The sequence below is a fragment of the Longimycelium tulufanense genome (assembly GCF_014645795.1).
Taxonomy (GTDB): domain Bacteria; phylum Actinomycetota; class Actinomycetes; order Mycobacteriales; family Pseudonocardiaceae; genus Longimycelium; species Longimycelium tulufanense.
In genome coordinates this window covers 1-25,071 of record NZ_BMMK01000058.1, presented here as the reverse complement: position 1 = coordinate 25,071, position 25,071 = coordinate 1, and the positions used below count along the sequence as shown (strand labels likewise).

General features: G+C 71.0%; 28 protein-coding genes and 2 tRNA genes. 20 read left to right on the top strand and 10 right to left on the bottom strand.

All coding sequences use genetic code 11. The features are described from left to right. Positions 1-103 precede the first annotated feature (103 nt). From IEY55_RS30170 to IEY55_RS32390, 9 genes are all read left to right on the top strand, one after another. The gene (locus IEY55_RS30170; protein WP_189061981.1) at positions 104-634 is read left to right on the top strand and encodes an RDD family protein; all 531 of its coding nucleotides are present in this window, start codon (positions 104-106) and stop codon (positions 632-634) included. Next, on the top strand, positions 631-1,023 hold the full coding sequence (locus IEY55_RS30165) for a DUF2752 domain-containing protein (RefSeq protein ID WP_229686900.1): 393 nt from the start codon (positions 631-633) through the stop codon (positions 1,021-1,023). Before IEY55_RS30170 ends, IEY55_RS30165 begins: the two co-directional genes overlap by 4 nt. Before the next feature lie 65 nt (positions 1,024-1,088). Next, complete coding sequence (recO, locus tag IEY55_RS30160; protein ID WP_189061980.1) at positions 1,089-1,931, top strand: DNA repair protein RecO; 843 nt, start codon at positions 1,089-1,091, stop codon at positions 1,929-1,931. Positions 1,932-1,969: 38 nt separating this feature from the next. Beyond that, complete coding sequence (locus IEY55_RS30155) at positions 1,970-2,803, top strand: isoprenyl transferase (RefSeq protein ID WP_189061979.1); 834 nt, start codon at positions 1,970-1,972, stop codon at positions 2,801-2,803. After that, positions 2,800-3,249 (top strand): hypothetical protein, encoded by a 450-nt coding sequence (locus IEY55_RS30150; RefSeq protein WP_189061978.1) that lies wholly within the window; start codon positions 2,800-2,802, stop codon positions 3,247-3,249. The genes IEY55_RS30155 and IEY55_RS30150 overlap by 4 nt, the downstream gene beginning before the upstream one ends. 268 nt (positions 3,250-3,517) lie before the next feature. Beyond that, on the top strand, positions 3,518-4,537 hold the full coding sequence (locus IEY55_RS30145) for a permease (RefSeq protein ID WP_189061977.1): 1,020 nt from the start codon (positions 3,518-3,520) through the stop codon (positions 4,535-4,537). Next, entirely contained in the window at positions 4,534-5,256 is a 723-nt protein-coding gene (locus tag IEY55_RS30140; RefSeq protein ID WP_189061976.1) for a TIGR03943 family putative permease subunit, read from the top strand. Before IEY55_RS30145 ends, IEY55_RS30140 begins: the two co-directional genes overlap by 4 nt. A gap of 143 nt (positions 5,257-5,399) precedes the next feature. Beyond that, entirely contained in the window at positions 5,400-5,681 is a 282-nt protein-coding gene (locus IEY55_RS32395) for a hypothetical protein (RefSeq protein ID WP_229686898.1), read from the top strand. Then, entirely contained in the window at positions 5,612-5,965 is a 354-nt protein-coding gene (locus IEY55_RS32390) for a GNAT family N-acetyltransferase (RefSeq protein ID WP_229686897.1), read from the top strand. The genes IEY55_RS32395 and IEY55_RS32390 overlap by 70 nt, the downstream gene beginning before the upstream one ends. Positions 5,966-6,076: 111 nt before the next feature. On the opposite strand, the gene IEY55_RS30130 is transcribed toward IEY55_RS32390, so the two are convergent. The 3 genes from IEY55_RS30130 to IEY55_RS30120 form a co-directional block, all read right to left on the bottom strand. Next, entirely contained in the window at positions 6,077-6,490 is a 414-nt protein-coding gene (locus IEY55_RS30130; protein WP_229686896.1) for a Fur family transcriptional regulator, read from the bottom strand. Next, positions 6,487-6,867 carry an ArsR/SmtB family transcription factor gene (locus tag IEY55_RS30125; RefSeq protein WP_189061975.1) on the bottom strand — a complete coding sequence of 127 codons (381 nt, stop codon included), beginning with the start codon at positions 6,865-6,867 and terminating at the stop codon, positions 6,487-6,489. The genes IEY55_RS30130 and IEY55_RS30125 overlap by 4 nt, the downstream gene beginning before the upstream one ends. A 266-nt stretch (positions 6,868-7,133) precedes the next feature. Beyond that, entirely contained in the window at positions 7,134-7,415 is a 282-nt protein-coding gene (locus tag IEY55_RS30120; protein ID WP_189061974.1) for a hypothetical protein, read from the bottom strand. 17 nt (positions 7,416-7,432) lie between these two features. On the opposite strand from IEY55_RS30120, the gene IEY55_RS30115 reads away from it, so the two are divergent. Further along, positions 7,433-7,813, top strand: coding sequence for an antibiotic biosynthesis monooxygenase family protein (locus IEY55_RS30115; protein WP_189061973.1), 381 nt, complete (start codon positions 7,433-7,435; stop codon positions 7,811-7,813). 56 nt (positions 7,814-7,869) lie between these two features. On the opposite strand, the gene IEY55_RS30110 is transcribed toward IEY55_RS30115, so the two are convergent. Next, complete coding sequence (locus tag IEY55_RS30110) at positions 7,870-8,208, bottom strand: hypothetical protein (RefSeq protein ID WP_189061972.1); 339 nt, start codon at positions 8,206-8,208, stop codon at positions 7,870-7,872. 240 nt (positions 8,209-8,448) lie between these two features. On the opposite strand from IEY55_RS30110, the gene IEY55_RS30105 reads away from it, so the two are divergent. Continuing rightward, a complete protein-coding gene (locus IEY55_RS30105; protein ID WP_189061971.1) occupies positions 8,449-9,834 on the top strand; it encodes a glycine--tRNA ligase in 1,386 nt (461 codons plus the stop codon). A gap of 98 nt (positions 9,835-9,932) precedes the next feature. Here the strand turns inward: IEY55_RS30105 and IEY55_RS30100 are convergent, their stop codons facing one another. Then, positions 9,933-10,553 carry a vitamin K epoxide reductase family protein gene (locus IEY55_RS30100; protein WP_189061970.1) on the bottom strand — a complete coding sequence of 207 codons (621 nt, stop codon included), beginning with the start codon at positions 10,551-10,553 and terminating at the stop codon, positions 9,933-9,935. A 562-nt stretch (positions 10,554-11,115) separates the two neighbouring features. On the opposite strand from IEY55_RS30100, the gene IEY55_RS30095 reads away from it, so the two are divergent. The 4 genes from IEY55_RS30095 to IEY55_RS30080 all read left to right on the top strand — a co-directional run bounded on the left by IEY55_RS30095 (position 11,116) and on the right by IEY55_RS30080 (position 15,294). Next, a complete protein-coding gene (locus IEY55_RS30095; protein WP_189061984.1) occupies positions 11,116-11,730 on the top strand; it encodes a YdcF family protein in 615 nt (204 codons plus the stop codon). A 178-nt stretch (positions 11,731-11,908) separates the two neighbouring features. Next, positions 11,909-13,201, top strand: a complete 1,293-nt coding sequence (locus tag IEY55_RS30090; protein ID WP_189061983.1) for a deoxyguanosinetriphosphate triphosphohydrolase — start codon at positions 11,909-11,911, stop codon at positions 13,199-13,201. Between the two features lie 249 nt (positions 13,202-13,450). Continuing rightward, positions 13,451-14,584: a serpin family protein gene (locus IEY55_RS30085; protein ID WP_189061969.1), complete on the top strand. Its 1,134-nt coding sequence runs from the start codon at positions 13,451-13,453 to the stop codon at positions 14,582-14,584. A 113-nt stretch (positions 14,585-14,697) separates the two neighbouring features. Further along, positions 14,698-15,294, top strand: coding sequence for a carboxymuconolactone decarboxylase family protein (locus IEY55_RS30080; RefSeq protein ID WP_189061968.1), 597 nt, complete (start codon positions 14,698-14,700; stop codon positions 15,292-15,294). On the opposite strand, the gene IEY55_RS30075 is transcribed toward IEY55_RS30080, so the two are convergent. Continuing rightward, on the bottom strand, positions 15,275-16,204 hold the full coding sequence (locus tag IEY55_RS30075) for a sigma-70 family RNA polymerase sigma factor (protein ID WP_189061967.1): 930 nt from the start codon (positions 16,202-16,204) through the stop codon (positions 15,275-15,277). The genes IEY55_RS30080 and IEY55_RS30075 overlap by 20 nt on opposite strands. Positions 16,205-16,305: 101 nt before the next feature. Here IEY55_RS30075 and dnaG point away from each other — a divergent pair, with 101 nt between their 5' ends. From dnaG to IEY55_RS30060, 3 genes are all read left to right on the top strand, one after another. Beyond that, positions 16,306-18,213 (top strand): DNA primase, encoded by a 1,908-nt coding sequence (gene dnaG / locus IEY55_RS30070; protein ID WP_189061966.1) that lies wholly within the window; start codon positions 16,306-16,308, stop codon positions 18,211-18,213. Next, positions 18,214-18,759 carry a hypothetical protein gene (locus IEY55_RS30065; RefSeq protein WP_189061965.1) on the top strand — a complete coding sequence of 182 codons (546 nt, stop codon included), beginning with the start codon at positions 18,214-18,216 and terminating at the stop codon, positions 18,757-18,759. It abuts the gene before it with no gap. Positions 18,760-18,893: 134 nt separating this feature from the next. Then, entirely contained in the window at positions 18,894-19,658 is a 765-nt protein-coding gene (locus IEY55_RS30060) for a trans-aconitate 2-methyltransferase (RefSeq protein ID WP_189061964.1), read from the top strand. Between the two features lie 19 nt (positions 19,659-19,677). Here the strand turns inward: IEY55_RS30060 and IEY55_RS30055 are convergent, their stop codons facing one another. Next, positions 19,678-19,938 carry a hypothetical protein gene (locus tag IEY55_RS30055; protein WP_189061987.1) on the bottom strand — a complete coding sequence of 87 codons (261 nt, stop codon included), beginning with the start codon at positions 19,936-19,938 and terminating at the stop codon, positions 19,678-19,680. Between the two features lie 151 nt (positions 19,939-20,089). On the opposite strand from IEY55_RS30055, the gene IEY55_RS30050 reads away from it, so the two are divergent. Beyond that, positions 20,090-20,162: transfer RNA gene (locus IEY55_RS30050), tRNA-Asn, on the top strand. Positions 20,163-20,213: 51 nt separating this feature from the next. After that, positions 20,214-20,291: transfer RNA gene (locus IEY55_RS30045), tRNA-Ile, on the top strand. Here IEY55_RS30045 and IEY55_RS30040 read toward each other — a convergent pair. The 3 genes from IEY55_RS30040 to IEY55_RS30030 all read right to left on the bottom strand — a co-directional run bounded on the left by IEY55_RS30040 (position 20,257) and on the right by IEY55_RS30030 (position 23,946). Next, entirely contained in the window at positions 20,257-21,870 is a 1,614-nt protein-coding gene (locus tag IEY55_RS30040; protein ID WP_189061963.1) for a recombinase family protein, read from the bottom strand. The two genes, IEY55_RS30045 and IEY55_RS30040, sit on opposite strands and share 35 nt — an antisense overlap. A 211-nt stretch (positions 21,871-22,081) precedes the next feature. After that, entirely contained in the window at positions 22,082-22,246 is a 165-nt protein-coding gene (locus IEY55_RS30035; protein WP_189061962.1) for a hypothetical protein, read from the bottom strand. 527 nt (positions 22,247-22,773) lie between these two features. Beyond that, entirely contained in the window at positions 22,774-23,946 is a 1,173-nt protein-coding gene (locus IEY55_RS30030) for a replication-relaxation family protein (protein WP_229686895.1), read from the bottom strand. Positions 23,947-25,071 lie beyond the last annotated feature (1,125 nt).

Here is a 25,071-nt window from a genome sequence, read left to right as displayed (position 1 = left end):
ACGACTGTCCGCAGCAAGGAAGTAACCACATCAACGCGATCCACCGTTAACTTGACACACCCAGCCCGTCCAACCGGGGTACGGCCAGCAGCCGGGCTACGGGATGCCGGGCGCATACCCGCAGCAGCCCGGGCAGGGCCTGCCGACCGAGTACGGCTACACGCCGTACGGAACGCACCCCGGAATGCCCGGTGGACTGCGGGTGGCCAGCATGGGCAACCGTTTCGTGGCTCGGCTGGTCGATGGCCTGATCGTCGGGATTCCGGCCATGATCGTGGGTTTTCTGCTGGCAGGGGCCATTGCCCGGAGTGGCGGTTTCTTGGTCTCCTACCTCGTGCTCATGCTCGTCTTCATCGGGTGCTACGTGGTGTACGACGCGCTGATGACCGGTAGCCAGGGCGCGACGGTGGGCAAGAAGGTGGCCGGGATCCGGGTGATCCGGGTGGACGGCAGCCCGATGGATACCGGCGCCGGGTTCACCCGCGCCGGAATCCTGATGGGTGCCGGGGTGATTCCGTTCCTCGGTGGCCTGGTCAACCTGGTGATGGTGCTGTCGCCGCTGTTCGATGGGAGCGGTCGCAACCAGGGCTTCCACGACAAGGCGGCGCACACCCTGGTGGTGTCGGCGCAGTGACGCGGGCGGCGGCGCTGGGTGGCCGGTCGCTGCCGGTCAGCGCCGTCCTGCTTCCGGGCACCGGGGTGGCGGGCTCGCTCCTGGCCACCGGGGTCGTGTCCGTGCCCTGCTGGTTCCGGGAGGCGACGGGTCTGCTCTGCCCGTTCTGCGGCGGGAGTCGCGTGCTCGGCGCCCTGCTGCACGGCGACCTGGCTGAGGCGTGGCGACTCAACGCGGTCGGCCTCGTCGTCGTTCTCCCGGTCCTGCTCGCCGTGCTCGTCGCCGGGGTCCGGCGGGACCTCGGGCGCGGGCGGCGGGTGTGGCCGGCCGGCCGACGCGGTAGGGCCGCCGGCGTCGGCCTGGGCATGCTGCTGCTGGCCTGGGGTGTCCTGCGCAACCTGCCGCTGTAGGCGCCTGGACCGGGAGGCCACGAGCGTGCAGATGCCCCGTCGGGGTGAGGTGCGACGATGGGCGGGTGAGCCTGTACCGCGATACCGGCGTCGTGCTGCGGGTGCAGAAGCTCGGTGAGGCCGACCGGATCATCACCCTGCTGACCCGACGGCACGGCAAGGTACGCGCCGTCGCCAAGGGCGTGCGTCGCACCAGCTCGCGGTTCGGCGCCCGGCTGGAGCCGTTCGGGCACGTCGACGTACAGCTCTACACCGGGCGCACGCTGGACGTCATCACCCAGGTCCAGACCCTGGACGCCTTCGGGGTCGGCCTGGTCGGCGACTACTCCCGGTACACCGCCGGCTGCGCGATCCTGGAGACCGCCGACCGGCTCACCCTGGAGGAGGCCGAGCCGGCCCTGCGGCTCTACCTGCTCGTCGTGGGCGCGCTGCGGGCGCTGGCCGACGGCGAGCGGGACACCTCGCTGGTACTGGACGCCTTCCTGCTGCGGGCGATGGCCTTTGCCGGCTACGCGCCCGCGCTGACCGAGTGCGCCCGCTGCTCCGAGCCGGGCCCGCACCGGGCGTTCAGCGTGCCGGCCGGGGGGGCGGTGTGCCCGCGCTGCCGGCCGGCCGGCTCGGCCAAGCCGACGGTGCGGACCCTGGAACTGCTCGACGCCCTGCTGCACGGCGACTGGGGCGCCGCCGAGGCGTCCGAGCCGGGGGCCCGGCGGGAGGGCAGCGGGCTGGTGGCCGCCCACCTGCAGTGGCACCTGGAACGCCAGCTGCGGTCGTTGCCGCTGGTCGAGCGGCGTGCCCCGGAGCCGGCGGTGCCCGAGGTGATCCTGCGGCGGGCCGCCGGGCTGGCCCCGCCCGCCGGCTCCGGGCCGGCCGGTGCGCCGGTGTCCCCCGGTGGCATGTTTCGATAGGGCGCCCCGTGGCGTGCTGAGTGAGAGGGGAACGAACGATGCTGCGACGCCGGCGGCGCGGGCCCGGTCACCCGAGCGTCCGGCCGCCCGAACCGCACCCCTCCGGCGCCCGGCCGCCGGCCATTCCGGCCGAGCTGGTGCCCCGGCACGTGGCACTGGTGATGGACGGCAACGGCCGCTGGGCCAACCTGCGCGGCCTGCCCCGCATCGAGGGGCACAAGCGGGGCGAGGCCGTGGTGATCGACGTCCTGCAGGGTGCGATCGAGCTGGGCGTGAAGTGGCTGTCGCTCTACGCCTTCTCCACCGAGAACTGGAAGCGCAGCCCGGACGAGGTCCGGTTCCTGATGGGCTTCAACCGGGACGTCATCCACCGCCGCGTCGACCAGTTCGACGAGCTGGGTGTGCGCATCCGGTGGGCGGGCCGGCGGCCGCGCCTGTGGCGCAGCGTGATCAAGGAGCTGGAGGTCGCCGAGGAGCGCACCCGCGACAACGACGTGCTCAACCTGTGCATGTGCGTCAACTACGGGGGGCGCGCCGAGGTCGCCGATGCCGCGCGGGAGATCGCCCGGCTCGCCGCCGCGGGCCGGATCAACCCGGAGAAGGTGGACGAGCGGACGCTCGCCAAGTACCTCGACGAGCCAGACATGCCCGACGTGGACCTGTTCATCCGGCCCTCGGGCGAGAAGCGCACATCGAACTTCCTGCTCTGGCAGTCCGCCTACGCCGAGATGGTGTTCCAGGACGTGCTGTGGCCCGACTTCGACCGCATCAAGTTCTGGGAGGCGTGCGAGGAGTACGCCCGACGGGATCGCCGCTTCGGCGGTGCCGTCGACGCCGTCGCGCGGGCCACCGGAACGGGAGGAGCCCGATGAGCCACGACGCGCCCGGTGCCGGGACCACCGAGGCCGCCAGCACGGCCCGGCTGCTCGCCGTCGCGCGGGAGGCGCTGGAGCTGTACCACGACGTGCACGTGGACGACGACGGGGCGTTGAGCTTCCGGCACAAGGACGTGCCCTGCGCGGTGCAGGCGATGCAGCTCGCCGAGGGTTTGGTGGTGCTCAGCCTGACCTGCGTGGTGGCCTGGGACCTCCCGGCCGACGACCGGCTCGCCCGGTCCGCGGCGGAACGCGCCGGGGAGGGCCTGTTCGGCACGCTCGGCGTGGTGCGCCGGGACGGCGGGAAGATGGACGTCCTGCTGCGGTACGCCTTTCCGGCCGAGGGCCTGGCCGCGGGGCCGTTGAGTACGCTGCTGATGCTCGTGGTCTCCACGGCCTCGCAGTTGCGTGCGGAGCTGCTCTCCGCCACTGACGCCGGCTGAGTTCCATACCCCGCCTGCGTTTTCCGCTCCCGCCGCTGCACCGCCTCCGGGATTCGGTCACCCGCCCGAACTCCGGAACCGTCAACCCGCACAGGTCACCTGTGCCTCCTCGGATATCGGTGGGCCGTACTGGCCTTTTCGGGTCCGGTAGGTCGGGCCCTGCCCGCTGGGCGTTTCCCGTGGCGGTGCGTTTGGCGAAACGGCTGGGCGGTCCTGCTGACCGGACCGGGCTGGTACCGGTAACGGTTATCAGTTTGGTTATGGCAGCATGGTCCGGGTGACGGCTACAACCGAGCCGCGTGCCGGGACCGCCCGGCCCAGGCGGGTCGACTCGCTGCTGGTCCTGTGTGCGTTGCTCCTTGCCGCGATCGCCTTCCAGGACCAGCTCACCGGCGCGTTGGACGTGCCCGCGGTGCGCACCGGGGCGACGGTGTTCGTCGCGATCTGCGTCCAGGCCATGCCATTCCTGGTTCTGGGTGTGTTGATCAGCGGGCTGATCGCCGCGTTCGTCCCCGCCAGCGTGCTGCGCAAGGTGTTGCCGCGCAACACCTCGGCGGCGGTTGGTGTTGCGGGGATGGCCGGTATGGCCCTCCCCGGCTGCGAGTGCGCGTCGGTTCCGGTGGCGCGGAGGTTGATGCAGCAGGGCGTCGCACCGGCCGCAGCATTGGCGTTCCTGCTTGCGGCGCCGGCGGTCAACCCGGTGGTGCTGGTCTCCACGGCCGTGGCGTTTCCCGGCGAGCCGGCCATGGTGTTGGCCCGCTTCCTGGGATCCCTGGCCACCGCCGTCGTCGTGGGCTGGTTGTGGGTGCGCGTCGGTAAGACCGAGTGGATCGCCGAGCGGGCCCTGCAACGCATCCGGCGCCCACCCGGCGGATCCCGCTGGCTGGTGTTCGCCGAGACCGCGCGGCACGACCTCGTCGAGGCGGGCGGGTTCCTGGTCCTCGGCGGGCTCACCGCCGCGGTGCTCAACGTCGTCGTGCCACCGGCCTGGGTGTCCTCCCTGGCCGGACAGGTCGTGTTGGGCGTGCTGGTGATGGCGGTGCTGGCGGTGGTGCTCTCGCTGTGCAGCGAGGCCGACGCATTCGTCGTCGCCGCACTCTCCGCGTTGCCCCTGCTGCCGCGCCTGGTGTTCCTGGTGGTCGGGCCGGCGGTCGACATCAAGCTGGTGGCCTTGCAGGCCGGTGCCTTCGGCCGGTCCTTCGCGATGCGGTTCGCGCCCCTGACGTTCGTCGTGGCCGTGGTCTGCGGTGTCGTGGCGGGGCTACTCGTACTGGGAGGAGTTCGGTGAGGCGGGAGACGCAGAACGTCGTCCTGGCGTTGCTCGGCGGGGCCCTACTGAAGATCAGCTTCACCGGGATCTACCTCCGCTACGTCAAGCCGTCCCTGTTCCCTTGGCTGGTGGCGACGGGCACGGTGATGGTCGTGCTCGCGGCGATCGCGATCATGCGCGACATCCTCCACGCGCAACGCAACGCTGAAGTGTCCTGTGTGGATGGAGCACATCGTCCACCGCGGAGCCCGTGGCTGTTGCTGCTGCCGGTACTCGCGGTTTTCCTCGCCCCACCGGCGCTCGGCTCGGACGCGGTGAACCGTGCCGGGGAACAAGCCGCGGCACCACCGAAGCGCACCAGCGGGCTGTTCCCGCCCCTGCCGCGTGGGGACGCGATCGAGATGAGCATCAGCGAGGTGGTGACCCGAACCGTGTGGGACGACTCGGGTTCGCTTCATGGTCGGACCCTGAAGCTGACCGGATTCCTGGTGCGGCGGGACGATGGCCGGCACCTGCTGGCACGCATGGCGATCCGCTGCTGTGCGGCGGATGCCGCGCCGCGGAAGGTATTGCTGGCCGGGCACGATCCCGAACTCGAGTCGCACGCGCCGGATACCTGGCTGGAGGTGACCGGCACGGTGGTGCCCGGGTCGACCTCGCCCGGCACCGACACGACGCCGACCTTCACCGTGGAGTCGATCCGCCCGGTACCCGCACCTGATCATCCTTACGAGTAGTCCGGGCCCTACGCCCGGCCCGAACGCGGCGGCCAGCTCCAGGCGCCACCGGAGTAACCCCAGCCGCTCCCCGGCGTTGAACCGATCGACCTAGCCCGTTCGTGTGAGGATGGGGCGACCCCGCCGCCGACGAGGAGCCACCGATGCCGGAGATCGTTCGCCTGTCGTCCGCGGACCTGCTCGACCGTGCGACCGAGCTGGCGGCGGTGCTGGTGGACGCGGTCGACGACAACGCCTGGATCGGCTTCCTCGCGCCGCTCGACCTGGGCACCGCCACCTCCTGGTGGCGGGAGCTGGCCCCACCGTCGCCGAGGGTGAGCTCCTGGTCTGGGCGGCCCGCCTCGACGGTCGCATCGTGGGCATCGTCCAGCTCGACCTGGAGACCAAGCCCAACGGCCGGCACCGCGGCGAGATCGCCAAGCTGATGGTGCACCGCCGCGCCCGTGGCCAGGGACTCGGCAAGGCCCTGCTCGCCCACGCCGAGCGGGAAGCCGCCGCCCTGGGCGTGTCCCTGCTGGTGCTGGACACCCAGAGCGGCAGCGGGGCCGAGCAGCTCTACCGGGCGGCCGGCTGGAACCGGGTCGGTGTCATTCCCGACTACGCGGCCGATCCCGTCGGCGAGCTGCACCCGACGACAATTTTCTACAGGTCGCTCGGCGGAAACGGGCAGTTCCCGGACACCACGGAAATCGTGAACAGCCCGGTCTGACCCGTCAGTTCCACAGTCGCACTACGAGCACGTTTCCGTGTCGTGCGGGGAAACCGGACACCCGCGAGCCGGCAAGGCGGTGGCCCGACCAGAGGGCCTGTCGGCGGCCGGTCAAGCGCGGGTGCAGTCGCCGCACACCCCGAAGATCTCGATGGTGTGGCTGACGTTGGAGAAGCCGTGCTCGGACGCGACCCGGTCCGCCCACTTCTCCACCGCCGGCCCTTCCACCTCCACGGTCCGCCCGCAGGTGCGGCACACCAGGTGGTGATGGTGGTGGGCCGAGCAGCGCCGGTAGATGGCCTCGCCGGAGTCGGTGCGCAGCACGTCCACCTCACCGGCCTCGGCCAGGGTCTGCAGCGTCCGGTAGACGGTGGTCAGGCCGATGCCCTCGCCGCGGCGGCGCAGCTCCTCGTGGATCTCCTGCGCGGACCGGAAGTCCGCCTGTTGATCCAGCAGCCGGGACACCGCGGCCCGCTGGCGGGTCGCCCGCAGGCCGGGGATCGCCGTCGACTGGCGTGCGCTCACTCCGCCTCCTCCACGTGTGCGACCGCGTCCACCACGATGTGCGCCAGGTGCTCGTCCACCAGCCGGTACACCACCTCGCGACCGTGCCGCTCGCCCTGCACCACGCCCGCGGACTTCAGCACCCGCAGGTGCTGGCTGATCAGTGGCTGGGCCACGTGCAGGACGTCGACCAGCTCGTGCACGCAGCGCGGCGAGGACCGCAGCTGGAGCACGATCGCGATGCGCACCGGGGCGGCGAGGGCACGCAGCAGGTCACCGGCGGCCACCAGGGTGCGCGGGTCGCGCGGCGGCACCGGCGCACCACGGCCGTGCGAGTGGTCGTGCTCCTCACCCCCGTGCGCGCGCCCGGGAGCGGCGTCGGGGCTCACGGTGGGCATCTCGTCTCCAGCCACTCGGGTGGGTGGTCGCGAACGACAACCGAAATCTCTTCCACCATCCTACGGGCCGCGCCCCGGACGCCGGCGATCTCGCGTCCACCGCGGCGCGACCCCGCCGGAAGGTGTGGTTGCCCGACGCCGGGCCCGCTCCGCGGCGCTGGGACGCCATGGGCGGGCCGGCCGGACGGCTCCGCCGCCGGCCCGACAGCGACCCGTGCGTGGCTGGTCAGGTAGGCGGCTTCCGCGTACCGACGCCCCGCTACCCGTCAGCCGGCCTGGAACGCCGACCAGGCCACTCCCAGCAGGACGAGCAGCACCACGAGCCGCACGGCCCGCTCCGCCGGTCGCAGCCGGTGCCAGGTGGCGGCCAGCAGCCCCACCACGAGCAGCGCGAGCACACCCAACAGCGCCGCGCCGACCACGCCCCGCACCCACACCCCGGCCAGGAACAGCCCGAGCACGACGAGGAACGCCACCACCGCCGGCACCCGCGACAGCGGGCCGTCACCGGGCAGCAACGGGGAGCGGGTCGACCGGCGCGCATCCATGCGGGCAGGATGCCAGCGTGCTGTTGGTTTGCCGCTTCACGGTGCCCGAATCCGACGTCGAGCGGTTCACCGCCCGGGCCCACACCGCGCTGGAGCTGCTGACGGCCCAGCCCGGATGCCGCGGCGGCCGGCTCTGCCGGGCCACCGAGGACGCCGAGGGCTGGCTGCTGGCCGTCGAGTTCGAGTCGATGGCCGCCTACCGCAGGGCGCTGTCGCCGTTCGAGGTCCGCGAACACGTGGTGCCGCTGCTGTCGGAAGCCGCCACCGACGAGCCCGCGGCCTACGAGGTGCTCGGTGAGGCCGTCGGCGGCCACGTCGAGCAGCGGACGAGCCTGCTGGCCCGGGACGCCGGCACGGTACGGCTGGGGGAGGCCGCGGGCCCGGCCGAGCCCCGCTGAGCCCTCGCCGGCCCCTTACCGTCCGGCCCGCCGTCCAGCAGACCGGGCAGAACCCGTCAGGCGGCGTGCCGGCAGGTGGGGCAGGTGCAGTTCTGGCAGGTGCAGTGGGCGCAGGAACTGCCCGAGCACGACGCGCACTGGCACTCGGCGTGGTTGCACGTCGGGCAACTGCAGTCCGAGCAGTTGCACACCGCACACGAGTCGGAGCAGTGCTCGCACTTGCAGTCGGTGCACTCGTCGTAGTGCACGCCGGCGTCGGTGCGGTGCTCGCGGTGGACGTGCCCCGAGTGCAGGTAGTCGACGTGGTCGTGGTGCACGATCGCCTCGTGGCCGCAGCCTGGACCGTGGGTGTGCTGGTGCTTCTCGGCCTGCCGGTGCTCGGTCATGGCGGTCATCGCGGCCTCCCGGGATGGTGTGGATGCCCGGGACCAGCGTTGGCCCGGGGCGTCGGGACCGGCAATCCCAGCACCCCGCACTGAGCCGATCGGGTGACCGGCCGCCGTAGCCCGGTCCGCCGGGCGGCCGCCCGGCCCCCGCGCGCCGGTCGTCCCGGCCCGCGGCCGAGGCCACGGGTCACGCTAGGTACGCTGATAACTCGCGCATCGACCCTGCCAGCCGTGTACCCAGGAGCGTTCGTGCCCGCCGATCAGATCGACACAGTCGTCAACCTCTGCAAGCGCCGTGGCTTCGTCTACCCCTGCGGAGAGATCTACGGCGGCACCAGGTCGGCCTGGGACTACGGACCGCTGGGCGTCGAGCTGAAGGACAACATCAAGCGGCAGTGGTGGAAGACCGTGGTGCAGGGCCGCGAGGACGTCGTGGGCCTGGACTCCTCGGTGATCCTGCCGCGCGAGGTGTGGGTGGCCTCCGGGCACGTCGAGGCGTTCGTCGACCCGCTGGTGGAGTGCACCTCCTGCCACCGGCGGTTCCGCGCCGACCAGCTCGCCGAGGAGTACGTCGAGCGCACCGGCAAGCAGGCCAGCGAGGACGACCTGTCGCAGGTGCCGTGCCCGAACTGCGGCACCCGCGGCCAGTTCACCGAGCCGAAGATGTTCAACGGCCTGCTCAAGACGTTCCTCGGCCCGGTGGAGACCGAGGAGGGGCTGCACTACCTGCGCCCGGAGACCGCGCAGGGCATCTTCGTCAACTTCCTCAACGTGCAGACCACCTCGCGACGCAAGCCCCCGTTCGGTATCGGCCAGGTCGGCAAGTCGTTCCGCAACGAGATCACGCCGGGCAACTTCATCTTCCGCACCCGCGAGTTCGAGCAGATGGAGATGGAGTTCTTCGTCGAGCCGGGCACCGACGAGGAATGGCACCAGTACTGGATCGACGAGCGGACCCGCTGGTACACCGACCTCGGCATCGACCCGGACAACCTCCGGCATTACGAGCACCCCAAGGAGAAGCTGTCGCACTACTCGAAGCGGACCGTGGACATCGAGTACCGCTTCCGGTTCGGCGGCCAGGAGTGGGGTGAGCTGGAGGGCGTCGCCAACCGCACCGACTTCGACCTGACCACGCACGCCAACCACTCCGGCGTCGACCTGTCCTACTTCGACCAGGCCACCAACTCCCGCTACCGGCCGTTCGTGATCGAGCCGGCAGCCGGTGTCGGCCGGGCGATGATGGCGTTCCTGCTGGACGCCTACGCCGAGGACGAGGCGCCGAACGCCAAGGGGGGCGTGGACAAGCGCGCGGTGCTGCGGCTGGACCGCCGGCTGGCGCCGGTGAAGGCGGCCGTGCTCCCGTTGTCCCGCAACGCCGAGCTGTCGCCGAAGGCCCGCGACCTGGCGCAGAAGCTGCGCCAGCACTGGAACGTCGAGTTCGACGACGCGGGCGCGATCGGGCGCCGTTACCGCCGGCAGGACGAGATCGGTACGCCGTTCTGCGTCACCGTCGACTTCGACTCGCTGACCGACCACGCGGTGACCGTCCGCGAGCGGGACAGCATGTCGCAGGAGCGGGTCGCCATGGACCAGTTGGAGCGTTACCTGGCCGAGCGCCTCCTCGGCTGCTGACGGGCGGGGCGGACCCAGCCGGCCACGCGCCCGCACCGGGATCGACAACGGGGGGCTGCCATGACGTGGCAGCCCCCCGTTCGCGTCCGAGCCGGCGATCAGGCCGCCGGCGCGTTGAGCCAGAAACGCTCCAGGACCAGCGCCGTGATCAGCACGTACCAGAGCACCACCGGCACCCAGTGGAACCGGGTGAGCGCCTGCCCCCGCTTCGGCTCCGCGGTGTCCAGCACGTGGAGCAGCGTGTACCAGAAGGTCGGGATCGTGACGACCCACACGACCATGCAGTACGGGCACAGCGCGCCGATCTCGTAGATGCTCTGGAAGATCAGCCAGTGGATGAACACCGTGGCCGCCGCCGACCCACCCAGCAGGCCCAACCAGATCCACCGCGGGAACCAGGCCCCGGCCAACGCCGCCACCCCGATCGTGATGACCACGGCGAAGCCGGCCAACCCGATCAGCGGGTTCGGGAACCCGAACACCGACGCCTGCGGGGTCTGCATGACCGACCCGCAGCTCAGCACGGCGTTGACGCTGCAGCTCGGGATGTAGGTCGGGTCCTCGTACAGCCGCAGCCGCTCGATCGTCAGCAGGAACGCCGACGCCCAGCCGATCACGCCGGCAATGGCCAGCAGGCCGGGGAAGAACCGGCGCCAGCCGGGCTCGAGGTCGGGGATGTCTTCTGCGGGAACCGAGCGGTCCGCCATGTCGGTGGTCATCCAGTCAACGCCTCATCGAGTTGGGTTCGGGGTCCGTCAGCCACGCGCAGGCACCACACCCTCCCGCCGGGGCAGGACACCGGCGCCGCACACACCCCCACGTTGTGCCTCGGCCTGCTCGTTCGGAGGGTACTCGCCCGGCGGTGCCCGCAACCGGGGCGTTGTGCCCTACCGCACGCGGCTGAGCTGGGCTTCCTGGCGCACGGCGGACCGCCCACGATCCACTGTCGCCCGAGGTTCCCTCGGCCGGGGTAAAGGCCGGGTGAGTACCGGCAGCCGCCCGCCATGGCCGCCACGCACCGCCTGTGGCCGAAATCTCCAGGCGCGTCGCGGCGCCCGCCGCCGGATCGGCCCACCGGCCGTCCCGTGATCGACGTTTTCGCTCGTGGTGTGCCGTCCGCATTCGGTGACCACCGCCGGGTTCCCCGTGGCGCGTCCGAACGCCCACCCGGAGGTCCGCCCGCCGCGGAAAGATCACCTGATAGGGCGGTCGTGTGCGGTGCCGTTCGAGTCTGGAACGATGCGAAACGTGACCACGTCCGTGAGCGCCCGCTGGCCGAACATGCTCCGGCTGTTGCGTCGCACGGTGTTCGGCGCCGTGCTGGTCGCGTCCCTGGTCGTCGGGGGGACCGCGTTCCGGGTCTGGCAGGTCGCCCGCGCCGACGACCTCACCCGGGCCGACATGGTGGTCGTGCTCGGTGCCGCGCAGTACAACGGCCGGCCCTCCGGGGCGTTGACCGCCCGCCTGGAGCGGGCCCGCGACCTGTACCGCCAGGGCGTGGGCGCGAAGATCGTCACCGTGGGCGGCAAGCTGCCCGGGGACAACTACACCGAGGCCGAGACCGGCCGGCGCTGGCTGGCCGACCAGGGCATCCCGGTCAAGGACCTGGTCGCCGTCGACGAGGGGGGCGACACCCTCGGCAGCATGAAGGCGGTCGCCGAGCTCGCGCGGGAGCGTGGCTGGCGGTCCGCGGTCATCGTCAGCGACCCCTGGCACTCGCTGCGGGCCCGCACGATGGCCCGGGACGTCGGGCTGGACGCCTGGGCCGCTCCCACCCGGCACGGCCCGATGGTGCAGACCCGGGAGACCCAGGGCCGTTACATCATTCGCGAGACCGGTGCCCTGCTGTACTACCGGCTCACCCACGCCCCGGCTGGCGAGAGCGTCAGTCTCTGACGCCGGTTTCCCGCCCCGCGTCAGGAGATCCCGGACCGGCGGGCTCGAGCCAGGGCGATCGGTGGACGCCCACGCCCCGGTGGTTTGTGCGCCGGAGGGGTGAGAGTTGGCGAGCGCGATCCGGAACCGGGCGTAGGCCGCGTCTCGCGGCCCGCCACCGCATACCCTCGTCGGGGTGATGGCCGGCTATACCGAGTCCGACACGGAACGCCTGTACCGCGAGCCGCCCAAGCGCGGTGCGCTGCGGGATGCCCGCGCCGAGCGGCGGAGCCCGTTCGCCCGGGACCGGGCCCGGGTGCTGCACTGCGCGGCGCTGCGTCGGCTGGCGGGCAAGACCCAGGTGGTCGGGCCGGGGGAGGACGACGTGCCGCGTACCCGGCTCACCCACTCGCTCGAGGTCGCCCAGATCGGGCGCGGCATCGGCGAGGAGCTGGGCTGCGACCCGGACGTGGTGGACACCGCCGGCCTCGCGCACGACATCGGGCATCCCCCCTTCGGGCACAACGGGGAACGCGCGTTGGACGAGGCGGCCACGGCGTGCGGCGGCTTCGAGGGCAACGCGCAGACGCTGCGCATCCTCACCCGGCTGGAGCCCAAGGTCCTGGGCCCGGACGGCCGTGGCTACGGGCTCAACCTGACCCGGGCCTGCCTCGACGCGGTCGCCAAGTACCCGTGGCCGCGGACCGGGGCCGTACCGAAGTACGGCGTCTACGCCGAGGACCTGGAGGTCTTCGGCTGGCTGCGGCGCGGCGCGCCCGAGGGCCGGCGGTGCCTGGAGGCCCAGATCATGGACTGGGCCGACGACGTCGCCTACTCGGTGCACGACGTCGAGGACGGGGTGCTCGCCGGGCGGATCTCGCTACGCGCCCTGGCCGACCCGGGGGAGCGGGTCGTCATCGCCGGCCTGGCCGCGGAGAACTTCTCCACCGAGCCGGTGGAGGCGTTGACCGGGGCCGCCCGGGAGCTGGTGGCCCTGCCCGCGGTGGCCGAGCTGGCCGCCCGGGACCACGACGGCTCGTTCGCCGCGCAGGTCGCGTTGAAGCGGCTGACCAGCGAGCTGGTCGGGCGCTTCGCGTCAGCGGCCGTCACCGGGACCCGCAACCGCTACGGGGACGGCCCGCTGCGGCGGTACGACGCCGACCTCGTCGTGGTGCCCCAGGTCGCCGCCGAGGTCGCGGTCCTCAAGGCGATGGCCCTGCGGTACGTGATGCGTGACCCCCGGCGGTTGGCGGCGCAGAGGGAGCAACGCGAGCTCCTGGCCGAACTGGTCGCGGTCGTTCTGGAACGGGCACCGGACGCGCTCGACCCGCTGTTCCAGCCGGCATGGCTGGCAGCCGCCTCCGACGCGGAGCGGCTCCGGGTGGTGGTCGACCAGGTCGCCCTGCTGACCGACGCCCAGGCCGTCGGCTGGCACGCGGCGTTGACCGGGGCCGTGTCCGCTGCCCGCGAACCGTCCTACCCCACGGCGTGACCGGTGGCACACTCGGCCCATGGGGATCCAGGGTGTGTTACGCGCGTTGGTACGGCAGTTGATCCGCCGGCGGGTGCCGGCTGGTGTGGGTGGCGAGCCGCCCCGCCCGCCCGGGCGGGACGGGAAGGCTGACGGTGGCTCGGGTGTGCGCGAGCCGCGCCGACCCAAGCCGAACGGCCCGTTGTCCGGTGCGGGAGCGGCGCCGCCACCGCCCCCGCCACAGCACGTTCGACTTCCGGATGCTCGCCGGTGAGTAGCGCGAAGACGGCGACCGAGCACCTGGCGTTCGCCTGGAACACCCATCGGGTGTTGTCCCCGAACCCCGCCGTGGGGGCCTGCCTGTCGCCGCTGTCCGTGGCCAGCGCGCTCGGCCTGCTGGCGGCGGGCGCCGGGGGCATCACGCGGGCGGAGCTGGTGGCCGCGCTGACCGGGGACCCCGAGGGCGACCCGTGGTCGCACGCGGACCTGCTCACCGCGACGAGCACGCTCGCGCAGCCACCCGACGGGGAGCGACCGCGGCTGGCGGTGTCGAACACGCTGTGGACGGCCGACGAGGTCCGGGTGAATCCCGCGTTCGTCGAGGAGCTGGGCCGGTGGCCCGCCGGGACGGTGCGCCCGACGTCGTTCGCCCCGGACCCGGAGACAGCCCGGAACGCGATCAACGCCGACGTCGCCGAGACCACCCGCGGGCTGATCCCGCAGCTGCTCAACCCCGGCGTGGTCACCGCCGACATGCTCGCGGCACTGGTCAATGCGCTGTATCTGCGGACCGGATGGCGCCACGCCTTCCCGGAACGGGACACCGCACCGCGGGCTTTCCATACGCCGCACGGCATTCGCGACGTGGCCACGATGCGGCTGACCGAACGCCTCGCCCACGCCGCCGCCGACGGCTGGCAGGTGGTGCGGTTGCCGGCGGCCGGCGAGGTGACGGTCGACGTGCTCCTGCCCGACGGCGAGCTGGCCGGTGCCGAGCCGGACCTGGACGCGCGGCGGCTCGGCGCGTTGCTCGAGGCCGCCGAACCGAGGCGGGTCGAGCTGCATCTGCCGCGGATCGAGGTCTCGGCGCGGTTCCGGCTCGACACCGGGCTGGGCGAGCTGGGCGTGCGCACGGCTTTCTCCGAGCGGGCCGACCTTTCCGGTATCAGCACCGACCCGCCGTTGCGGATTTCGGCCGCGGTGCACCAGGCCGTGCTGCGGCTGGATGAGCAGGGTCTGGAAGGGGCCGCCGCGACCGCCGTCATGTTCGTTCCGTTGATGGCGGTGCCGGAACGCGAACGACCGGTGGTGGTACGGGTCGATCGTCCGTTCCTGCTTCTGGTCCGGCATGCCCGGACCGGCGGTGTGCTGTTCCTGGCCCGGGTGGTGGATCCCGGGGGCTGAGGCACCCCGCCAGGATGCGGACGTGTCCCGCTGTCACACCTGCTCTCGCCATCTCGTCCAGAGGGTGACGGTCCCGCGAAGGGGCGGTCACCCCGTCAGACGAGGAGGACGAGATGCCCCGTATTCCCGGCGTGCCCACCCGAAGGGCCGGCTGGCTCGCCAAGCTGCTCTACCGCGTCGCCCGCCGCCGCTTCGGAGCCGTGCCCGAGCCCGCCACCGTCTACGCACACCACAACGGGGTGCTCCTGACCTGGGCTCTGTTCGAGAACACTCTGCAACGCGCCGTGCGACGGTTGCCCGAGGGCTTGCGGGAACTGGTGACCTACCGCGTCGCCACCCAGGTGGGCTGCTCGTGGTGCGTTGACTTCGGCACGATGCTGCAGCGTATGCAGGGTCTGGATATCGAGCGACTGAAGGAGATCGACAGCTACGCCGACTCGCCCCGCTACACCGGTATCGACAAGCAGGCGATCGCGTACGCGGACGCCATGACCGCCCAACCGCCGACCGTCACCGACGAGATGGTCGCGGCGCTGGACGCCGAACTCGGCCACGACGGGCTCGTGGAGCTGACCTTCATCGTTGCCGTGGAGAACATGCGTGCCCGCTGCTTCCACGCGCTCGGTATCACCGACCAGGGGTTCACCTCGGGGGAGGCGTGCCGGGTTCCGGTGCCCTCGGACAAAGCGATCACCATGCGACGCGGGTGAGCTTGTCGGGGTTGACGACGTCGTAAACCGCGGCCAGTCGGCCGTCGCGTACCGCGAACGTGACGACCCGGTGGGCCGCGGCCAACCCGCCCCGCTCGTCCACCACGGCCGGGACCAACAGCCCGAGGTCGCCGTTGACCAGCACCACCCGCGCCGTGACCAACTCGGACCTGCCGTAGTACTTCCGCGACAGGCCCACCAGGAACCGGGCGACCTTCTCGGCGCCGAACACCGCACGCCGCGCGGTACGTGCCTTGCCACCGCCGTCGCCGATCACGACGGCATCGGGATGCAGCATCCGCACGATCTTGGCCACATCACCGTGGACGAACGCTGAGAGGAAGGCATCGAGCACGCGTTGCTGCTCGGCCAGCTCGGCGCGCGGAGGCGGCTCCGCGTCCGCCACCGCGCGCCGAGCCCGGGACGCATGCTGGCGTGCCGCGGCCGCCGAGCACCCCAATGTCTCGGCGATCTCCGGAAACGGCACCGCGAAGGCGTCGTGCAGGACGAACGCCACCCGCTGCTCCGGGGTCAACCGCTGGAGTACGACCAGGGCGGCCAGCCGCAGGTCCTCGTCGCGCACCGCGGCATCCAGGGGGTCCTTGACCGGGGTCGGCCCCAGCGGCCGCACTACGGGCTCCGGCAACCATGTACCGACGTAGCGCTCCCGGCGTGCCGCGGCCGAGCGGAGCCGGTCGAGACAGAGGCGACCGACGACCGTGATCAGCCAGGCACGCAGGTCCTCGATCGCCGCCCGTTCCCCCGGGGTGAGCCGGGACAACCGCAGCCACGCCTCCTGCACCGCGTCCTCGGCGTCGCCCACCGTACCGACGATCCGGTAGGCCGCGCCGACCAGGTGCGGCTGCAGGGCGACGAAGGAGTCGGTGAGGGCATCCAGACCCGAGGACATGTCCGCCAGCAAACCAGACCGACCCGTCGGTCCCGCGCCCCGCCGCCGACGCGCCGAAACCTCGGCGAGGGTGATCACCGCGGGCAACTAGACTCGCTCCCGTGGCAGGGCGGATCCGGGAGAGCGACATCGCGGAGGTGCGGGAACGCAACCGGGTCGACGACGTGGTCGGCGAGTACGTGACGCTGCGCCGGGCCGGTGGCGGCTCGCTGAAGGGCCTGTGCCCCTTCCACGACGAGAAGACCCCGTCGTTCAACGTGCGGCCCAGCCACGGCACGTTCCACTGCTTCGGCTGCGGCGTGGGTGGCGACGTGATCGCCTTCGTGCGCATGATCGAGCACCTGGAGTTCCGGGAGGCCGTCGAGCGGCTCGCCGACCGCGCCGGCATCCAGCTCACCTACGAGGGCGGCGGCACCAGCGTCCGCCGGGACCGGGGGACGCGGTCCCGGCTGGTGGAGGCGCTACGGGCCGCGGCGGAGTTCTACGTCGAGCAGCTGCGGCAGCCGGAGGCACAACCCGCCCGCGAGTTCCTCGCCCAGCGGGGTTTCGACGAGGCCGCCGCGGTCCGGTTCGGCTGCGGGTTCGCCCCCGGCGGCTGGGACCGGCTGACCAAGCATCTGCTCGGCCGGGGTTTCGAGCTGGCCGAGCTGGAGAAGGCCGGGCTGTCCCGGGCCGGCCGGCGCGGGCCGATCGACCGCTTCCACCGCCGGCTGCTGTGGCCGATCAGGGATCTCGGCGGCGATGTGGTGGGCTTCGGCGCGCGCCGCATCCTCGACGACGACCCGATCGAGGCCAAGTACGTCAACACCCCGGAGACGCAGGTCTACAAGAAGTCGCAGGTGCTGTTCGGCCTCGACCTGGCCAAGCGGGAGATCGCCCGCCGCCGCCAGGCCGTCGTCGTCGAGGGCTACACCGACGTGATGGCCATGCACCTGGCGGGCGTGCCCACCGCGGTCGCCTCCTGTGGCACGGCCTTCGGCGAGGAACACATCACCCTGCTGCGCCGGCTGCTGATGGACGACGACGCGCTCAGCGGCGAGGTCATCTACACCTTCGACGGTGACGAGGCCGGACAGAAGGCGGCGCTGAAGGCGTTCGAGGGGGACCAGGAGTTCGCCGGCCAGACCTACATCGCCATCGCGCCGGACGGGATGGACCCCTGCGAGCTGCGGCAGGCCAAGGGCGACCAGGTGGTGCGGGACCTGGTGGCGCGGCGGCAGCCGCTGTTCGAGTTCGCCATCCGCAGCCTGCTGAGCACCTACGACCTGGACTCGGTGGACGGTCAGGTGGCCGCGCTGAAGCGCACCGTGCCGCTGGTCGCCCGGATCAGGGACCGTGCCCGGCGGGACGGCTACGCCACCAAGCTCGCCTACTGGGTGGGCTGGTCCGACGAGGCCGCCGTGGTGCGTCGGGTGCGCGAGGAGGCCGGGGCACCGGTGTCGGCGCCGCGCCGGCAACGCCGGGCCGCACCGGCCGACCCGAACCAGGGTGCGCTCGCCGTCGAGGTCGACGGACCGCCGCGCCCGGACCGCCGCGACGTGCGGCTGCGCGTGGAACGGGAGTCGCTCAAGATCGCCCTGCAGCTGCCGGGCCTGGCCGGCCCGCTCTACGACGCGCTCCCCGAGGACGCCTTCACGCACCCCGCGTACCAGGAGCTGCACCGTGCGGTGCTGGCGGCGGGCGGCACCGCGTCGGGACTGGCCGGGCCGGCGTTCGTGGACGCGGTGTCGCAGCAGTGCGCGCACCAGGTCGCGCGTGGCCTGGTGACCGAGCTGTCGGTGGAACCGTTGCAGGCCAGGACCGAGGACGACACCCGGTACGTGTCCGGCGTGCTGGCCAGCCTGCAGGCCACGCTGGTGGCCCGGCAGATCGCCGAGATCAAGTCGCGGCTGCAGCGGCTCTCACCGATCGACGACGCCGAGGAGTACCACGCCCGGTTCGGCGATCTCGTCGCGTTGGAGCAGTACAACAAGGTGCTGCGCGAGCAGGCGATGGGTGGCCTGGTCTGAGTGGGTTGGCTGCGGCGGCTGGTGGGCCGGCTGACCGGGCGGGGTGAGCTGCCCGCGGACTTCACCGGTGAGCTCGCCGACGACGAGAACGTGCTGGCCGTGGCCGAGGTGCGCGGCGGAGGGCACCTCGTCGCCACCTCGCTGGGGCTGTGGCTGCCGGAGCCGGCCGGACCCCGCCGGGTGGGCTGGCACCTGGTCGGCAAGGCCACCTGGGGCGCGGAAACGTTGACGGTGTTCGAGTCGGATGAAGTCGGTGAGATCGGTGGGGCCGTGTTGCTGGCGGATCGGGCACCGCGCCGTTTCGTGCTCTCCGCCGCCGGCCACGTACCGGAGGTTGTCCACGCGCGGGTGACGGCCTCGATTCGATCTCGGCACCGGCAGGAACTGCCCGGTGGAGGCGCGTGGTTCGTGCAGCGCCGGGTTCCGGGTCGGGACGGCATCGTGCTGCAGGTGCGTCCGGACCCGGGGACGAACACAAGCCTGTTGGCGGATATCACAGCCAAGGTTGCCATCCGGTTGGTGGATACACAGCGTCGCAACGGTTGACGCAGGGTGAGCAGTAGTCAGCGGATATTGGGACTATCACCGGCCACCGCTGGCCTGCTGAAATTGACGTGATCTTGAAGCCCCCGCATCCCAGACCGTACGTACGTCCTTTTTCTGCCCCAAGGAGGCTTGGAATGTGGGACCCGGACGTCTACCTGGCTTTCGCCAAGCAGCGCAGCCGGCCTTTTCGTGACCTCATGGCGCGGGTCTTCGCCGAGGACCCGCGGCGCGTGGTCGACCTCGGCTGCGGCGCCGGCAACCTGACCCGCCTGCTCCGGGAGCGCTGGCCGACGGCGGTGCTGGAGGCGCTGGACTCCTCGCCGGAGATGGTCGACAAGGCCCGCGCCAACGGCGTGGACGCCTACGTCGCCGATGTCGCCGACTGGAAGCCCGAGACCGACACCGATGTCGTGGTCTCCAGCGCCGTGCTGCAGTGGGTGCCCGCCCACGTGGATCTGATCGGGCGCTGGCTGGCGAACATGTCCAGCGGCGCCTGGTTCGCCATGCACGTCCCGGCGAACTACGAGGCGCCCTCGCATCACTACATCCTCGAGATGGCCGACGAGCCCCGCTGGCGGGACGAGTTGGCCGATGTCCAGTTGTTGCGCCCCGAGTCCGTGCTCGATCCCGGTGGCTATGCCGCCGTGCTGGCCGACGCCGGCTGCGAGGTCGACGCCTGGGAGACCACCTACCTGCACCAGCTCTCCGGCACGGACCCGGTGCTGGAGTGGGTGAGCGGCACCGCGCTCCGGCCGGTGCGGGCCCAGCTCGGCGACCGGGACTGGGAGGAGTTCCGGACGGAGCTGGGCCGGCGGCTGCGTCGGGCGTACCCACCCTGGCCGGGCGGCAGCACCTGGGTGCCCTTCCGCCGGGTGTTCGCGGTGGCGCGGAAACGATGACCGGCCCCCGCGGGCCGGGTCAGGGTCGATCGACGCCGCCGACGTGCTCCACCGGCGCGTTCCGGTCGGCCCGCGGGGCCTGTGCCGTGCGGCGCTGGGCCGGCGGCCGGGGGCGATGGGTGAGCTCGCTCACCTTGGCTCGCACGAAGCCGGCCAGCCCCTGCACGGTGGGGTGGTCGACCACCCGCCGGTAGCCGGACACGATCTGCTCGTACCGTTCCCGGCCGGCGCGGGCGCCGAGCACGTACCCTGCGGCAACGCCGAGCAGGAAGCCCTTCATGACGTTCTCCCTCGGCTCGTGGATGATCCCGCACCCATCCTGGCGCAGGCTGGGGCCGAGTGCAGCCGGGCAGGGGGGTGGGCGCACCCGCTGGGGCGCATGCGCTAGAGTTACGCCCGTCGGGCGGCGCTCGGCGAAAACCGAAGAACGGTCCTCCGTAGCTCAATTGGCAGAGCATTCGGCTGTTAACCGAAGGGTTGTTGGTTCGAGTCCAACCGGAGGAGCGCCATGACGGTAGGGCCGGTCCCCGGGGACCGGCCCTATTGTGTTTTCTGGGGGCGGTAGCTCAGCAGGTCAGAGCAGCCGACTCATAATCGGTCAGGTCGTGGGTTCAAGTCCCACCCGCCCCACCAAGTGTGACATTGTGCGAACCGGAGTAGCTGGGACGGACTGGTCGGTCCCAGCTGCGGTGTCGGGTGCGGGCTGCGGGATGCGGAAGACGGGCACGATGCTGTTCGGGCCGGTGATGTCGACGCGGGCTACGAGGACCTCGATGACGGCCTTCCTCTGGTTGGGGCTGCCGGTGCGGAGGATGTCGCGTGCGTGGGTGGCGATGTCGTCGAGGGTGATCGGGTCAGGCATCGTGGGTGGGGTGGCCACGGCGTGACTGAGTTCGGCGTGCCGGCTGCGGAGTTGCTTGAGGGTGGCTTGTAGCCCGGCAAGGCGTTCTTGGACGGTGGCGGGTTCCAGGGTGCCGTTTTCGAAGGCGTCGAGGTAGCGGTTGATCTTCGCGGTGACTTTGGTGATCTCTGCGGTGACGGTGTCGAGTTCGGCGTGCTGTTGGTCGTACTGGGCATGGTGGTGTTGTTGGGCGGCTTGGACCGCGTCACTGATCAACGCGTGTTGAGTGGCGTAGAAGTCGGCGACGGCGTCGATGAGGGCTTGGTCGAGGTCGTCGGCGTTGAGGCGGGGCATATCGCAGGCATGGTTGCCGACGCGGTTGTTTGTCCAGCAGGTGTAGTAGCGGTAGGTCTTGGAACGGCCGGTGGCGCGGGTACCGATCATGGCCTTGCCGCAGCGTGGGCAGCGTAGGCGGCCGGTGGCGATGTAGTCCGATCCGTTGGCCGCGTGGTTGGTCTGTCGGTCGCCGCGTAGTTCCATGAGGCGTTGGGTCTCGGCGAAGGTGTTGGGGTCGACGAGGGCGGGGTGGCAGTTTTCGGTGGTGACGTCGCGGAAGCTGAGTTCGCCGAGGTAGATGCGGTTGACGAGGATACGCAGGACAGTTTGGCGGGACCAGAGTTTGCCGGTGCTGGTGCGGAATCCTCGCTCGTTGAGGGTGGCCGCGATGCTGTTGGCGCCGAGCCGGTCGCGGGTGTAGAGCTCGAAGACGAGTCGCACGAGGACGGATTCGTGCTCCTGCGGTACGAGGACATGGGTTTTCTTGTCGACGGTGTAGCCGAAGGGGCGACTGCCGCCTTTCCACTTCCCCTTGGCTGCCTTGCGTTCCATGCCGGCGATGACACGGTCGATGATGGTGTCGCGTTCGAACTGGGCGAACATGCCGAGCATCTGCACCAGCATCCGGCCCATGGGGGTGGCGGTGTCGAACGGTTCGGTGGCGGAGCGGAACACCACGCCGGCCTCGTCGAGGTCGTCGAGCAAGGTCACCATGTCGCGCAGGTTCCGGGAGAACCGGTCTACCCGATAGACGAGAAGAACATCGAACAGACCCGCTTGGGCGGCGGCTAGGGCACGCTGGAGTCCGTCTCGCTGTGTGGAGGCACCGGACGCGTCGTCGGGGAAACGGGCCACCAGCCGCCAGCCGGGCTGCGAGTTGATGTATGCCTCTAGTCGGTTGTCCTGGGCCTCGATCGAGTAGGGCTGGTGCTCGTCGTCGGTGGAGCGCCGCAGGTAGATCCCGACCCGTACCGTGTCGAAATCATCCAGGGTGACAGGTTTCTTGGTGCGGTGCGCGGTGCGCGATCGCGCCATCAAGCTGAACTCCTCGCGTGGTGCTGCTCTTTGTGGCCGATCCGGGCCTTTGTGTCGGCCTGGATCGGCCACAAACCAGGGCGGTATTTCCAGTGTCAAGAGACGGCTTACCGGCGACTCACCGCTGACTAACATCCCAGGTCGCGACCGATGCCGCGCTGGGTTCTAGTGTCCCTCGTCATGGCCGGGTTGTGAAGCGGAGATGTCCGATTCACGCGGCTTTTTTCTGGTGGTTCGAAGGGTTGTCTTCGGGGTGTTTCCATTGGTTGATCAGGGCGGCGAGTGCGGTGACCGCGAGCCGGTATTCCTCGGCGGTCATCGGTTCGGTTTCGATGCGTTCCACCGTCACGCCGGCGCGGCCCGCCGTGCGGCGCATCGGGACGACGTTGCCGTCCGCATCACCAGCATCAACAGCGCCGTCGGTGTGGTCGTGGCTGGTGTCGGGGTTGTGGGGGCACATGGCGCACCTTCATCTGCCCGCGAGCCCGCGCGCTGGGTGGGAGGTCGCGAGCGTTGGTCGGCAGCGTGGGGTCCGTCGACGCAGCGGACACCCGCCAGCCGGGTCACCCGCACCCTTACCCCTGTTGGGTGTGATCGGGTGTGGGCACGCGCCCTGACGCGCGCTGTGGTGGCTGGCAGTGCCAGGCTGGTATGGGCCGGTGGGCTTCGACTCCCCGACTGCCATGCGGGCACCCGTCGGGGCCAGCGATCACCGGCCGGTGGTCCGGACTCTCACCGCCCATCAGATCAGCGAGACCGCGGGCGAGACCGGCGCGGGACGACTGGTCTCGTCGCGCACCGGTGTGGTCTCGGCGTCTCGATCATGGTCTCGCCCTCAGCGAGACCGAGGGAGCGGGTCGACCAGAGAGCCCAGAAGATCGTGGCGAGATGTACTGGGTGGTTTTAGGCGGGCCGCGGCCACCGGTGCCGGGCCAGCCCGGCTGGCGCCGCGTGGGACGCGCCACGCGCGGTGATGGTGGCGTCGTCGTCGGGGGCGGTGAGCACGAGATCAGCGACGTCGATGCGGTGCCAGTGGGCCGGGCGCTCCTCGCCGGTGAGCCCGTCACCGAACGCGCTCTCGTCGCGGCCGTGACGGCCACGGTCTGAGCGCGTGGCCAGGTTGCGGAGCACGCGCGGGGTGCCGGTCTCGGTGGTACCGCCGATCATCTCGGGCAGTTCGCCGAGCCGGACCCACCGGTCATGCTGGGCGTCGGCGGTGACCACCGACCACACCTCGCCTGCCGGGCCGTCCGGGTCCCCGTGATCGCGCGACGCAGTGGCCACGGGCACGGGGGACTGCTTGGCCAGCAGGGCTTTCCGTAACCCCTGCTCGCGGCGGCGACTGGTGGTCCAGATCAGCACCATGCCCGCCAGCCGCCGCGCCACATCCAGCCCGTCGCCGTAGCGCTGGCCAGAGCTGGTGTAGCGGTCCAGCTTGTCGGCGACCCGTCGCAACGGCTCGGTGCCGGTGTCGTGTTCCAGGAAGAACCCCAGCCACACCCCGTCCTGGTACCAGCAGCCGTAACCGTCCGGGGTGATCGTGTGCTGGTAGAACTCGGTGATCCACTGCTCCGAGCGCCACGTGTGCAGACCCTCACCCTCCGGCCGCCCATCCCGAAGCGAAAACGGCGTGCCCAAGCCCGCACGCCGGGAGTAGTCGGCCAGATCGGCGAAGAACTGATTCACCCCCAGCAGGTGAGCCAGGCGCGGGGACTCCAGGATGCGGCGCAGTCGATCCGCGTGCACCGAAGGACGCGGCGCAGCCGCACCGCGCTGGGCGGCCAGCAACTCCGCGCCGCGAAAGCCCAGCAGGTAGTGAAACGGCTTCGACCCACCCTCGGCGCGATACGGCTGCGTACGCCACACCACGCCCGCCTCCGCGAGCTCCAACAACCGATGCTGCGCCCGCGAGATCGACGGAAACACCAACGCGCGAAGCTGCTCCGTCGTCAACACCTGGTGCTGCGCCACCAAGTCCAACACGGTCCGATCCCGCGGCGTCAACCTGGCCCACAGCGCCCCATCCGGCACACCGGCCGCCGCCCGGCGGCGGCGCCGCCCCGCGCCCGACGACACGGAATGAGATTGCGTGTGACCAAGTAGTCGGAGACCCACACGACGCCCCCTCCCCTGACCCTGGCCTGCGACGTGAGGGAAACCAGCCCCTGCGGATGCCCCTGCGGCCCTGGGACGCAGCGCACCCGTCGCCCCCTCCGCGGCCCCACCCGCCGCACCAGCCGTGCGGCCCTGGCCCGCGTTCTCTCTGCGGTTAGACACCAGCATCACCACCAGTCAGACGAACCGTCGACACCCCTAATAAGTCCGGAAATCCAGCCCCGATAGGACATCGACCAAGAAAACTGCGACCAAGGACACATCAACGGCGCTGGTGGTACGGCTGCCGCCCGTCCGGCGCTGCCGCCACTCGCAAACGCGATCAACGATCCTTCTCATGTTCCCCGGGACCCCGAGCGTCACAAGCAGGGCGACGCCAGGCCCGAGCCGGAGAACCACCGCGGGCCGACCTACCCCGCGTCTCCCACAACACCCACCGCTGACCAGAGGCGTGAGCGTTCGAAGGTCCGCGGCGCTGGGGCAGCAGATCGCCGACGCCGACCTGTCCAAAAGCTGACGCGGAACCAGACGCCAACCATCCCCGGCACTGCTCGCGCCTCCCACCACTCCTCCACGATCTCGGCCACGGCCTGCCATGATCACCAACCTTCTCCCGGGTCCCCAACCGGAACCCCTGCACACACCACAACTCCGGATCCCCGCCCCCAAAATCTCACGCGGTCACCAAATTATTATCTGTTTGTGATAAATTAGTGATTAACGATGTGGGTGATCGTGTGTGGGCTTGCGGAGACGTTCGGATGTGCACAACACCTCTGAAAGGGCGAAAGTGCCTGTTCGACGGCGTCGTGATCGGTCCCACTCATCAGCCAAAGCAACGTTGCCGCTGACCGGCAGCCACAGGGCGCCGGCAATCCACTGTCACGACCAGCCCTGTCGGCGTACCTGATCGATGAACGCCCATCGGACTGGGCGACGGTTCTGCGATGCCGTGCGGTCTCCTCGACATAGCCGGGCAAGCTCCCTGCGAAGGACAGCGCGGAACATCCGCGGTCGTGTTCCTAACGACCTCGTGCATGGTTAGGGATGGGATGTGTTCCACCCTGGTTCGCTCGTGAGTTCACA